11 protein-coding genes and 1 pseudogene are annotated in these 11,813 nt (G+C 54.6%); 6 read left to right on the top strand and 6 right to left on the bottom strand.

The window, feature by feature from the left end:
• Positions 1 to 9: 9 nt before the first annotated feature.
• The 3 genes and pseudogenes from ACM5QY_RS21730 to ypfH form a co-directional block, all read left to right on the top strand.
• A pseudogene (locus ACM5QY_RS21730) lies at positions 10 to 306 on the top strand (DUF441 domain-containing protein); the annotation flags it as partial.
• Between the two features lie 10 nt (positions 307 to 316).
• Complete coding sequence (locus ACM5QY_RS21725; protein WP_416122638.1) at positions 317 to 2,359, top strand: tRNA(Met) cytidine acetyltransferase TmcA; 2,043 nt, start codon at positions 317 to 319, stop codon at positions 2,357 to 2,359.
• Between the two features lie 108 nt (positions 2,360 to 2,467).
• Positions 2,468 to 3,106 carry an esterase gene (gene ypfH, locus ACM5QY_RS21720; protein ID WP_416122637.1) on the top strand — a complete coding sequence of 213 codons (639 nt, stop codon included), beginning with the start codon at positions 2,468 to 2,470 and terminating at the stop codon, positions 3,104 to 3,106.
• Positions 3,107 to 3,147: 41 nt separating this feature from the next.
• On the opposite strand, the gene ACM5QY_RS21715 is transcribed toward ypfH, so the two are convergent.
• The 4 genes from ACM5QY_RS21715 to ACM5QY_RS21700 are packed head-to-tail and all read right to left on the bottom strand — an operon-like array spanning position 3,148 to position 5,533.
• The gene (locus tag ACM5QY_RS21715) at positions 3,148 to 3,333 is read right to left on the bottom strand and encodes a YpfN family protein (RefSeq protein WP_416122636.1); all 186 of its coding nucleotides are present in this window, start codon (positions 3,331 to 3,333) and stop codon (positions 3,148 to 3,150) included.
• A gap of 10 nt (positions 3,334 to 3,343) precedes the next feature.
• Positions 3,344 to 4,024, bottom strand: a complete 681-nt coding sequence (locus tag ACM5QY_RS21710) for a M15 family metallopeptidase (RefSeq protein WP_416122635.1) — start codon at positions 4,022 to 4,024, stop codon at positions 3,344 to 3,346.
• Complete coding sequence (dapE, locus tag ACM5QY_RS21705) at positions 4,021 to 5,148, bottom strand: succinyl-diaminopimelate desuccinylase (protein ID WP_416122634.1); 1,128 nt, start codon at positions 5,146 to 5,148, stop codon at positions 4,021 to 4,023. Before dapE ends, ACM5QY_RS21710 begins: the two co-directional genes overlap by 4 nt.
• A gap of 1 nt (position 5,149) precedes the next feature.
• Positions 5,150 to 5,533 carry an ArsC family reductase gene (locus ACM5QY_RS21700; RefSeq protein ID WP_416122633.1) on the bottom strand — a complete coding sequence of 128 codons (384 nt, stop codon included), beginning with the start codon at positions 5,531 to 5,533 and terminating at the stop codon, positions 5,150 to 5,152.
• Between the two features lie 199 nt (positions 5,534 to 5,732).
• Here ACM5QY_RS21700 and ypfM point away from each other — a divergent pair, with 199 nt between their 5' ends.
• The gene (gene ypfM / locus ACM5QY_RS21695) at positions 5,733 to 5,792 is read left to right on the top strand and encodes a protein YpfM (RefSeq protein ID WP_152328030.1); all 60 of its coding nucleotides are present in this window, start codon (positions 5,733 to 5,735) and stop codon (positions 5,790 to 5,792) included.
• Positions 5,793 to 5,966: 174 nt separating this feature from the next.
• On the opposite strand, the gene acrD is transcribed toward ypfM, so the two are convergent.
• Entirely contained in the window at positions 5,967 to 9,122 is a 3,156-nt protein-coding gene (acrD, locus tag ACM5QY_RS21690; protein ID WP_416122632.1) for a multidrug efflux RND transporter permease AcrD, read from the bottom strand.
• A gap of 320 nt (positions 9,123 to 9,442) precedes the next feature.
• Here acrD and ACM5QY_RS21685 point away from each other — a divergent pair, with 320 nt between their 5' ends.
• On the top strand, positions 9,443 to 9,727 hold the full coding sequence (locus tag ACM5QY_RS21685; protein WP_416122954.1) for a winged helix-turn-helix domain-containing protein: 285 nt from the start codon (positions 9,443 to 9,445) through the stop codon (positions 9,725 to 9,727).
• Positions 9,728 to 9,799: 72 nt separating this feature from the next.
• Complete coding sequence (gene nudK / locus ACM5QY_RS21680; RefSeq protein WP_416122631.1) at positions 9,800 to 10,390, top strand: GDP-mannose pyrophosphatase NudK; 591 nt, start codon at positions 9,800 to 9,802, stop codon at positions 10,388 to 10,390.
• Positions 10,391 to 10,457: 67 nt separating this feature from the next.
• On the opposite strand, the gene ACM5QY_RS21675 is transcribed toward nudK, so the two are convergent.
• Positions 10,458 to 11,633, bottom strand: a complete 1,176-nt coding sequence (locus ACM5QY_RS21675; protein WP_416122630.1) for a hypothetical protein — start codon at positions 11,631 to 11,633, stop codon at positions 10,458 to 10,460.
• Positions 11,634 to 11,813 lie beyond the last annotated feature (180 nt).

Raw genomic sequence — 11,813 nt, 5'->3', positions numbered from 1 at the left:
TGGCATTACCTCACCATCGGCATTATTATTTTAACCATCGGCGTGATGGCTCCGATTGCCAGCGGCAAGATCAGCGCCAGCACCATAATGCACTCTTTCTTCCACTGGAAATCCATTCTGGCGATTCTGGTGGGCGTGCTGGTGTCATGGCTGGGCGGCCGCGGTTTAACGCTGATGGGCAGCCAGCCGCATCTGGTGGCAGGCCTGCTGGTCGGCACGGTGCTGGGCGTGGCGATGTTTAAAGGCGTTCCGGTCGGGCCGCTGATTGCGGCAGGTCTGCTGTCGATGCTGGTGGGAAAAACCTGAGCGGTAACCCATGGATATTGCGCTAAAAAATACCCTGCAACAGCAGATGCTTGAACAAGGCGTTCGCCGGTTGCTGATTTTCAGCGGCGAGGCTGCGTGGTGTGGCGCGCAGGCGGAGCAGTTCGCGCAAGGGCAACCGGGTGACTGGGTGTGGATCAGCGAGAATTCTCCGTCACACGCGCAGTCTGTGACTTTTTCTGCGGTACACACCTTGCTGGGGCAGGAAAAACGGCACGGCGTATTCGACGCGCGAACCGGGCTGAATGCCGACGCGCTGGCGGTGTTTTGCGGCATTCTGAAAGCCGGAAGCTGGCTGGTTCTGCTGGTGCCGGAATGGGATGACTGGCCGCGTAGGCCTGATGCCGACAGCCAGCGCTGGAGCGAACACCCGCAGGCGATCCCGGCTCCCCGTTTTATCCAACGTTTTCAAACATTACTGTGCAGGCATCCTGAAATTTCGGTGTGCCGCCAGAATGCGTCTTTTGCCATTACGCCTTTATCGCCCGCCGCCTGCTGGACGCCGCCCGACGGTCAGCCAACACCTGAACAACATCTGCTTTTACAACGGCTGATGAATGCTAACTCCGGCGTCTGGGTACTGACGGCAGCGCGCGGGCGCGGGAAATCGACGCTGGCGGGCATGCTCGCCAGCCAGTGGCCGGGCACCTGCTGGATCACCGCGCCGGGGAAAGCGTCCGCAAACCAAATTCTCAGCCATCTTCCGGAATCTGCCCGTTTTATCGCGCCGGATGCCTTGATCGCGTTGTGTAACGCTGCGCCCGTGACGGACGTCGACTGGCTGATTATCGATGAAGCGGCGGCGATCCCGGCACCGATGCTGTCAGCGCTGATTGCGTCGTTTCCCCGCGTTTTACTTTCAACGACGGTTCAGGGTTACGAAGGGACAGGCCGGGGTTTTCTGTTGAAATTCTGTGCCTCGCTGCCGCACTGGTACGATTTACGTCTGAACGCGCCGGTCCGCTGGTCAGATCGGGATCTGCTGGAGCCGTTTATCAGCGAGTTAATGCTGTTTTCGGAAGACGTTCCTGCGGGGGATATCATGCCGGGAACGTCCGAAATATTCTCTGTTGATGCCGACGACTGGCTGTGCGAACCGGCGCTGTTACAGCAATTCTACGGTTTACTGACCAGCGCACATTACCGCACCTCGCCGCTGGATTTGCGCCGCCTGCTCGATGCGCCGGGCATGATCTTCAGCGCAGCCCGGCAGAAAAACACGCTGACCGGCGCGCTGTGGCTTGTGGAAGAGGGCGGGCTGAGTGCGCAGCTGGCGCAGGAAGTCTGGGCCGGAAGGCGACGTCCGCGTGGCAATTTAGTCGCGCAGTCACTCGCCGCGCACGCCGGTTTCCCGCAGGCTGCGATTTTACGCTCGCGCCGTATCAGCCGGATTGCCGTTCATCCGGCGTTCCGTCGTCAGGGGATTGCGCATGAATTGCTGATGCAGCAAAAACACAGCGCGCAACAACAGGGGCTGGATTTTATGTCGGTCAGTTTCGGCTACACCGATGATCTGGCTGCGCTGTGGCAACAGGCCGGTTTCCGGCTGGTGCGCGTCAGTACGCAGAAAGAAGCCAGCAGCGGATGTTATGCCGCCATGGCGCTGTTACCGCTCACCGATGCCGGACGGGCGCTGACGGAGGCCGCAGCGTCGCAACTCAACCGCGACTGGCGCTGGCTGGCACCGCAGATTGACCGCACGCTGCCGCTGCCGTTAGCGGGCGATTTATCATTAGATGAAGCCGACTGGCGCGAACTGGCCGGTTTCGCTTTTGCACATCGTCCGCCGGAAAGCAGTTTACCGGCGCTCAACCGCCTGTTATTGCAACATCATTCCCTGCCGCTGGTCGCGCTGCGCGCTTACCTGCAACAGGGGAAAACTGTTGCCGACATTGTGCAGGCGCTGCGGCTGAGTGGCCGGAAAGATCTGCTGGCACGCTGGCGTCAGGAAACCGCGCAGGCGCTGAAAGCAACGGACGCGGCGGCGTGTGAAAAATGGCGTCAGCAGGCGATTTTGCCTTATGCTGGCGATTAAAGCGGCGGTTTCATTGCAAAAAATGGAAAGACTCGTTCAATAAAACCCGATTTCACTGACCGGCGGGCGGCGTATAGTAAAGCCATTAACCTAAAACGGGAGAAATTCATGAGCTCAGAACAGATTATTGTCCAGCAACCGGAAGAAAGAGCGAACCAGCTGATTGTACTGTTTCATGGTGTGGGCGATAACCCGATTTCCATGGGCGAGATTGGCAAGTTTTTTGCGATTTCATTTCCACAGGCGCAGGTCATCAGCGTCGGCAGCCCGGACATCTGTGATTTTGGCCGTGGCTTCCAGTGGTTTTCCGTGCAGGGCGTGACTGAGCAAAACCGTCAGGCGCGTGTCGATGCAGCAATGCCCGTTTTCGTGGAAATTATTCGTGACTGGCAGCAGAAGACCGGCGTGCCGCCGGAACATACCACGCTGATTGGCTTCTCTCAGGGCACCATCATGGCGCTGGAATCCACCAAAGTGGAAGAGCATCTGGCTTCGCGCATTGTGGCTTTCAGCGGACGTTTCTCCCTCCTGCCGGAAAAACCGATTTCCGCCGGCACGGTGGTGCATTTTATTCACGGCGAGCAGGATCCGGTGATTAATCCGTTCCAGTCGAAAAGCGCCGCTGAACGCCTGAAATCATTGGGCTGCGATTGTACCCTGAACATTCAGGCAGGCATGGGGCATGGGCTGGATTCACATATGATCAATACCGCGATTGCGCATTTGAAAAACTACGTGCCACGCTGATCGCAAAGGCAGCCAATGCGGCTGCCTCTGATTTATCGGCCTTATTTCTTTTTTGGCCACTCATCGTCATTATCCCACTCGGCATTGTTGTCACGATGCGGCGGAATTTCAGGTTTATCTTTCAGGAATTTTTTCACATCAACGCGGTTCAGCTCTTTGATCCCGCTGATAAACATGCCGACCAGAATGATCAGAACGATCCACCAGTAATCTTTAATCCACTCCATGGCGTGCTCCTTAAATTTTGTAGGGTGTTAGGGCGATAAAACGCGGAAAAATTGTCGCTATCTCACTGATGACCCAGTCAGAACCAGCGATATCCTGGCCCTGCCATGCGCTGATAAGCACGTCAGGCGTCAGCTGTGATTCACACTGCTGCGCCAGAGGACGATAACTCAGATGCCAGGGTTCAACGGCAACGCCGCCACGATCCTCTGCAAAAGGGCGGTAAAAACCAAACGCTTCCATGTGCGCCGACATCCAGAGGTTCAGCGGAGAAAAATACCCGTTTTCCTCGTACTCCCAGGGCTCCAGTTGCAAATCCTTGCCTTCCGGCAGCAACGTTGGATCGTAAACATCCAGATCGCTGCCCCAGTGATGGCGGCTCGCGCCCGGCAGTGCCGACCAGCGCAGGATCAGCTCACAACGTTCAGCGGCAGACAACATGCTGATGTCCACCGGCTGGCTGTCCTTATCTAATACTGGTCGCTCGCCGCGAAATTTGCCATTCCAGATAGCCTGCTGGCGACTGAAATCACGAAAAGTGCTGGCAGGCTGCAAATTAAACCCGGCCTGCGCCGCTGCTTTTTGCATTTCTGCAAAGGCGCCGGCGGCGGTTTTTTGTAACCGGTGCGGGCCTTCGCCCAATGTGACCAGATGCGCGTCTGAGCGGCCGGTCAGCATTTCGTGGCTGATCATGCGACTAACTGTTCCATGATGCGCTGATACATACGGCTGAGAACCTGCAAATCGGCGGCATGCACGCATTCGTTAATTTTGTGGATGGTGGCATTCACCGGCCCAAGTTCGACCACCTGTGCGCCCATCCGCGCGATGAAACGCCCGTCGGAAGTTCCGCCGGTAGTTTGCAGCTCTGGCGTGATTTCGCTGTAGTGGCGAACGGCATTCACGACGGCATCAACCAGTTCACCGCGGGACGTCAGGAACGGCTGGCCGGACACCACCCAGTTCAGGGTGTACTGAAGATTGTGGCGATCCAGCAGTTCAGCGACGCGCTGTTTGATGATTTCATCGGTCAGTTCCGTACTGAAGCGGAAGTTAAACTGCACATACAGCTCGCCGGGGATCACGTTATTGCTGCCGGTACCGGCATTAATATTGGCGATTTGCATGCTGGTTGGCGGAAAGAATTCGTTGCCGTTATCCCAGACCGTGGCGACCAGTTCGTTGAGCGCAGGCATTGCGCGGTGCACCGGGTTATCGGCCAGATGCGGATAGGCAACGTGCCCCTGAACGCCATGAACGTGCAGGTTAGCGGTCATCGAGCCGCGACGGCCATTTTTCACAATATCGCCCACGCGCGTGGTGCTGGACGGCTCGCCGACCAGACAAAAATCCAGGCGCTCTTTGCGTTCCATCAGGGCGTTAACCACTTTGACGGTGCCGTTTACGGCGCTGGCTTCTTCATCGGAGGTAATCAGAAACGCCAGACGGCCTTTGTGATTCGGGTTTGCTGCCACAAAGCGTTCAGCCGCGACCACCATCGCCGCCAGTGAACCTTTCATATCGGCAGCGCCACGGCCATAAAGCATGCCATCGCGCAGGGTCGGCTCGAACGGGCCGGTCACCCACAGATTGTGATCGCCGGTCGGCACGACGTCGGTATGCCCGGCAAATGCCAGGGTTTTGCCTTCACCGCGTGTTGCCCAGAAATTGAGGGTATCGCCAAAATGCATCGGCTCAACGTGAAAACCAATGGCCTGCAGGCGGGCAATCATAATTTCCTGACAACCTGCATCGTCCGGGCTGAGGGAAGGGCGGCGGATTAACTGCTGGGCTAAATCGAGAACCGGACAACTCATGTTACTTCACCTGTGCGAGAAATTGCTGATAGCTTTCTGGTTTGAATCCCAGCAGAGACTGGCCATCTGGCGCCAGTAAGAAAGGGCGTTTGATCACCGCCGGATGTTCAAGTATCACGGCTTTAGCGCTGGCTTCGTTATCACAGGCCGCGCGCGTGGCGTCATCCAGCTTGCGCCAGGTGGTGCCGCGCGTGTTGAGCATCGCTTCCCAGCCCTGTTTGCTGATGAGATTTTGCAGCAGTGCATCGTCCAGGCCTTCAACCCGGTAATCGTGGAACTGGCATTCAACGCCATTTTCTTCCAGCCAGCGGCGGGCTTTTTTGACGGTATCGCAATTTTTAATGCCGTAAAGAATAAAAGTGGTGTGAGCAGACGTCGTTGCCATAAAAAAACATAACCTGTGAGTAATAAAGGAACTTTTGACCAGCGCAAATAGCGGGACACGAATAATTCACATAATGAGGCAAAACGCGGGCAGGATCCAGACGGGGCGGGATTGTGATCGCGATTAAACAATCGTGATTGAATTTTTGCGTGTACAAAAAATAGACGTATAATGACGCCGTCCAATCAAGGGGAGAAAAATGTTAGAGCAAGAATTAGGTAACTGGAAAGACTTTATCGACCGTATGTTGAAAGCGTAATTGCCCACAGTATCCGCGACAAAGCAAAGAGAAGATTTATTCACCGTGTCAGCGCGTCATAATAAAAACGTTTGTTCAGGAAGACCATTACGTCCATTTAGCGACGATTTACACCAGCCAATAAATCATTAATAAAAAAGGCGTTAATCCACATTAACGCCTTTTTTGTGTCTGCTATTTGTGTTCGTGCGGCACGGTTTCGACGATATCGGAGATGACCGGCTCACCGGTTTTGCCCGGAAAGCGGCGGCGGACCAGCACGAAGAACAGCGGAACGAAGAAGATTGCCAGTACGGTGGCGGAAATCATCCCGCCGATAACCCCGGTCCCGACCGCATGCTGACTCGCCGAACCTGCGCCGGTGCTGGTTGCCATCGGTAAGACCCCGAAGATAAAGGCCAGCGACGTCATCAGGATAGGGCGCAAACGCATCCGAGAGGCTTCCAGCGTGGCTTCGACCAGCGCTTTGCCTTTGTGGTTAAGGTCATTGGCAAATTCGACAATCAGAATGGCGTTTTTGGCCGACAAACCGATGATGGTTAACATCCCGACCTGGAAGTAAACGTCGTTTTCCAGCCCGCGAAGCCACGTCGCAATTACCGCACCAATCACACCTAACGGCACCACCAGCATGACCGAGAACGGAATCGACCAGCTTTCATAAAGCGCCGCCAGACACAGGAACACGACCAGCAGGGAAATGGCGTAAAGCGCCGGAGCCTGCGAACCGGAAAGGCGTTCCTGATAAGAAAGCCCTGTCCATTCAAGACCAAATCCGGCAGGCAATTTCGCCACCAGCTTTTCCATTTCGTCCATCGCCGTACCGCTGCTGACGCCCGTTGCGGCTTCACCGACAATCTCTACCGCAGAATAACCGTTATAACGTTCCAGACGCGGCGAACCGGTTTCCCAGTGGGACGTGGTGAAGGCGGAGAACGGCACCATGGTTCCGCTCGCATTGCGGACGTACCATTTATTCACGTCGTCCGGCAGCATACGAAACGGCGCGGCGGCCTGAACATAAACTTTCTTCACACGTCCGCGGTCAACGAAGTCATTCACGTACGTGGAGCCCCACGCGGTGCTCAGCGTGCTGTTGATCTCCGCCACGGAAACCCCCAGCGCCTGGGCTTTCACCTGATCGATGTCGATCTGCAACTGCGGGCTGTCATCCAGACCGTTATGACGAACGCGGCTCAACGTGCTGTCTTTGCTGGTCATTTCCAGAAGCTGGTCGCGTGCGGCCATCAGTGCGTCATGACCATTGCCGGCGTGATCCTGCAATTCCATATCGAAACCGGCGGATGTCCCCAGCCCGTTGATGGCCGGTGGTCCGCTGGCGATAACCCGCGCCTCGCGGATGTGTCTGAACTCTTTGGTCGCGCGGTCAATAATGTCGAAGACAGAGTTATGGCCGGAAGTGCGTTTTTCCCAGTCTGTCAGGCTGATAAACAGGCGGGCAACGTTCTGACCGTTACCGCCCGGGCCTGCGCCCAGCGTGGAGAACACGGAAACCACATCATTCTTCTCTTCCGTCAGGAAGTAGTGTTCGATTTTCTCGACGACTTTTTGCGTCTGTTGCAGCGTTGAACCCGGTGGCAACTGAACCTGAACGGTCAGCACGCCCTGATCTTCCTGCGGCAGGAATGACGTCGGCAGTTTCACAAACAGGAACGCCAGAATGCCGAGGATCAGCAAATAACCCAGCATGTAACGCACGCTGTGCCGGAGAATGCTGCCCACGCTGCGTTCATAACGGTGAGCATTCTTATCGAACGTGCGGTTAAACCAGCCGAAGAAACCGGTTTTGCCGTGGTGATGGCCTTTGGCAATCGGCTTGAGAAGGGTCGAACACAGCGCCGGTGTGAGCGTCAGCGCCACAAAGACTGAGAGTACCATCGCGGCAACAATCGTAATGGAGAACTGACGATAGATAGCACCGGTTGTGCCGCCGAAGAACGCCATCGGGATAAACACCGCCGACAGCACCATCGTGATACCGACCAGCGCACTCTGGATTTGCCCCATCGATTTTCGCGTTGCGTCTCTGGGGCTTAACCCTTCCTCGCTCATCACGCGTTCAACGTTTTCTACCACCACGATGGCGTCATCGACCAGCAGCCCGATGGCGAGCACCATCGCAAACATCGTCAGGGTGTTAATGGTGTAGCCAAACTGATGCAGCACCACGAAGGTACCGAGCAAAACGACCGGGACGGCAATGGTCGGGATCAGCGTGGCACGAATATTTTGCAGGAAAAGATACATCACCAGGAACACCAGCACGATCGCTTCAAACAGCGTTTTCACCACGTCGGTGATTGCGGCTTTGACGAATGGCGTGGTTTCATAGGCGATGCGAGTTTCGAGCCCGTGCGGGAAGTATTTTTCCAGTTCGCTTAGCCGTGCGCGAACCAGTCTGTCGGTTTGCAGTTCGTTGGCACCGGACGCCAGCTGTACGCCCATACCGGACGCAGCCTGGCCGTTATAGCGGCTGAGAATGCTGTAGTCTTCTGCACCCAGCCCGATGGTTGAGACATCACCGAGTTTGACCTGCGAACCGTCCTGATTCACCTTCAGGGTGATATCGCGAAACTGTTGCGGAGTTTGCAACTGTGACTGGGCATTAACCGTTGCGTTAAGCGCCTGCAGATCAACCGACGGCGCGCCGCCCAGTTGTCCGACTGCCACCTGACTGTTCTGGTTTTCAATCGCGGTGACCACATCGCTGGTGGTCATCTGATAGTTAGTCAGCTTGTTCGGGTCGAGCCAGATGCGCATCGCGTATTGCGACCCGTACGAGGTAATGCTGCCGACGCCGTCGATACGGCTTAAAGGATCCTGAATATTCGAGGCCACATAGTCGGCGATATCCTGTTTATCCATGCTGCCGTCGGTGGAGACGAAAGCGACGGTCATCAGGTTAGTATCGCCGGTTTTGGAGACGGTGACCCCCTGAGTTTGCACCGCCTGCGGCAACCTTTTCATCGCCTGTTGCAGCTGGTTTTGCACCTGCTGTAAGGCTTCATTCGGGTCGGTACCGGCCACAAAGCTCAGGGTAATCTGTGATCTGCCATTGCTGCTGCTCTGAGAAGACATGTACATCAGGTTATCTAGCCCGGTCATGTTCTGCTCGATGATTTGCGTCACCGTGTTTTCTAACGTTTGTGCTGATGCGCCCGGATAAGTGGCGGTAATACGCACATTTGGCGGAGCCAGAACGGGGTACTGTTCAACGGGCAAAGTATAAATAGCCAGTGCGCCGGACAAGGAAATGATGATCGCTAAAACCCAGGCAAAGATCGGGCGATCAATAAAAAAGTTAGCCATGCGTCAAGAACCTCGTTGTCACTCTGGCGTGAGTGACTAACATCAGCGAACAAACAGAGCGTCAGTAATCTGACAAAAAAATCCTCTGAAAAGGACTTCTCAGAGGCAGTGCCGTCCCAAAGGACTGAGTGAGTGTTAGAGTGTCTTTCTACGTCAGTGCACTTTACCTTCTCATCCCTGATAAAACGTGGAGAAATAAAGGAGATAATGTAAAAAAGCCTCCCCGCACACAGGGTTATGTATCACACGCGTTCGCTGAAACAGTCTACTCTTTGGCTATCCTCTTTTTATGACAATACGCAGGAGTCGTCCAGATGAGTTTGAATTTGAATTCGGTGTTTGCGCGCCGTCTCTATCTTTGCTGGTTACTCGATAACGAGCAAAAACCTAACGTCCCCAGGCTGATGGAAATTACCGGCTGGCCACGTCGGACTCTGCAGGATGTGCTGAAAGCGCTGCCGGGTATGGGGGTCGAACTGGAGTTTGTGCAACAAGGTGTGCGCAATAACGACGGCTATTATCAGGTTTCCGGCTGGGGGCCGCTGGATCCTCACTGGATTGGGCGACATCGTGAGCAACTTCTCGACGCAATTGAGCACGGCTGAAGGTAGCAGGGAGGCACTATTACCGCTATGATATCGGGCTTCTCTCACCACTTTTGAGCGGAGGCACGCTAAATGTCATCTCATGGCAGGTCATCTCAAATCGAAAACGTCCAGACCGAGTTACTCTCTGATAACTGGTATGTTCTTCGAAAATTCACCTACGATTTAATTAAACGCAACGGTGAACGTCAGCCGCAATCCCGTGAAGTGTATGACCGGGGAAACGGCGCGACCATTTTGCTTTATAACCGGCCAAAGAAAACCGTTCTGCTGATCAATCAGTTCCGTATGCCGACCTATGTCAACGGCAACCCGACCGGTATGTTGCTGGAAACCTGTGCAGGTTTGCTGGATGACGACTCGCCGGAAGATTGCATCCGTAAAGAAGCGATAGAAGAAACCGGTTTTGCCGTCGGGCAAGTCGAAAAATTATTCGAATGCTATATGTCGCCGGGCAGTGTGACGGAAATCGTTCACTTTTTTGCCGCAGAATATGATGAATCTCAGCGGGCAAATGCTGGTGGCGGTGTGGAAGATGAAGATATTGATGTGCTCGAAGTACCGTTCACCGACGCGCTGGCGATGATCAAAGACGGCCGCATCAAAGATGGTAAAACGATTATGTTGCTGCAATACGCTCAGTTGCAGGGCTGGCTGGCGTAAAGTTTTTAACACCAAAGTCTTACTCTTGTTATAAAAATCAAAGGCACCCGCGGGTGCCTTTGTTGTTTCAGTGTTCCAGATTAATGGCGGTGCTGCCCGCGTGGCCTTTCAATGCAGACCAAGGCAAGACCGACCATTCCGGGCTTTCGCAGGAACGCAGCACGCGGGCGAACGTCGGGTCAAAATACAGGCCCTTCGGCGTGAAATACCACGCCGAGAACTGCCAGACAGACGGATCCGAATAATCGCAGTCATCATCGCTTTCTTCGGTCGGTTTCTTCATCTGTTCCGGGTGCGTCGCGGTAAGCTGTTTCACCAACCACGGTGCCCATTTTTTATCGCGATATGCGGCGAAGGTGTCGAAATCCACATCATTTTTTCCCGATGAGGCGCGATCTTCCGCATTCAGATAATGGAATGGCGCGCTATCACCGACCCACACGATATCTTCCAGGGTCAGCGTTTCCGCCGTTTTGGCGTTCATATTGACCGGTGCTTCACCGAAATCAGGATGCGCACCGCCGCAATCATACGAGGTGAACAGACTGATGCTGACGACATCCGGGCTCATGTATTCCGGCGTGACGGTCTGCTGGTATTCACCCTGACCAAACCGGTTCGCGCCGAGCATACAGGCATGCCAGCCGCTGACTTCCTGCCATAAGCGGGTGCGCAACTTCTGGTTCATCGCCTGTAAACTGGCGTCGGGATAACCGGAAACAATCTCAAACAGCGTGATTTTCGACTGAGGCTCAACCCACCATTGCAGCTGATAACCCATGAAACTCTCGCTTTTACCCGCTTTCAACTGCAATTCAGATAACCGCAAATATTCGTAAGGATCGGTATGAATGAGTGAACCGAGATAGCTGTCGTCTGTGGCCGCCGCCGGAAGCTGCGCTGGTCTTAACGAGACCGCCAGCGTTTTTCCCTGCGGATTGGTCCAGTTACCTTGCCAGCCACCGTTTTCATCCTTGGTCAGTGTAAATTCAGGGCGCGGCGTATCATCAAAATCATCCAGCCCTTCCTGAAGTGTGAGTTCCTGCCCATCCAGTGCGCCGTTGAGCGGCAAATCCAGATGGTACTTCTGATAAAAGTAACGGCCTGTCACTTCATCAGGTTTATTCATGTCCAGCTCAACTACAATGCTGGTTTTCCCCAGCGTGCCGGCGTACACCACCGGCGGTTCTTCTGCCCACGCGGGCAGAGAGAACAACGCTATCAGCCAAATCCATAACTTCATCTGAATCTCCCAGAGAAATGAACGTCATCCTTTCGCCATTATTTTTCTTATTGGCGGAGCCAGTGTACTGAAAGTTTCGTTACGTCACCATTACGTGATTTCGTAACGGGCGAAAAATAATTGTCTGCAAAAAAATAAATCCGGCAAAGTATCTCTTTCTTATTTCGAATAAAAAATGCT

The sequence above is a fragment of the Rahnella sp. PCH160 genome (assembly GCF_047784855.1).
Classification (GTDB): domain Bacteria; phylum Pseudomonadota; class Gammaproteobacteria; order Enterobacterales; family Enterobacteriaceae; genus Rahnella.
This window is presented reverse-complemented; position numbering and strand designations above follow the sequence as displayed.

Coding starts and splice junctions, on each gene's coding strand:
- ACM5QY_RS21725 (WP_416122638.1), top strand. CDS start 317: ATGGATATTGCGCTAAAAAATACCCTGCAACAGCAGATGCTTGAACAA.
- ypfH (WP_416122637.1), top strand. CDS start 2,468: ATGAGCTCAGAACAGATTATTGTCCAGCAACCGGAAGAAAGAGCGAAC.
- ACM5QY_RS21715 (WP_416122636.1), bottom strand. CDS start 3,333: ATGGAGTGGATTAAAGATTACTGGTGGATCGTTCTGATCATTCTGGTC.
- ACM5QY_RS21710 (WP_416122635.1), bottom strand. CDS start 4,024: ATGATCAGCCACGAAATGCTGACCGGCCGCTCAGACGCGCATCTGGTC.
- dapE (WP_416122634.1), bottom strand. CDS start 5,148: ATGAGTTGTCCGGTTCTCGATTTAGCCCAGCAGTTAATCCGCCGCCCT.
- ACM5QY_RS21700 (WP_416122633.1), bottom strand. CDS start 5,533: ATGGCAACGACGTCTGCTCACACCACTTTTATTCTTTACGGCATTAAA.
- acrD (WP_416122632.1), bottom strand. CDS start 9,122: ATGGCTAACTTTTTTATTGATCGCCCGATCTTTGCCTGGGTTTTAGCG.
- nudK (WP_416122631.1), top strand. CDS start 9,800: ATGTCATCTCATGGCAGGTCATCTCAAATCGAAAACGTCCAGACCGAG.
- ACM5QY_RS21675 (WP_416122630.1), bottom strand. CDS start 11,633: ATGAAGTTATGGATTTGGCTGATAGCGTTGTTCTCTCTGCCCGCGTGG.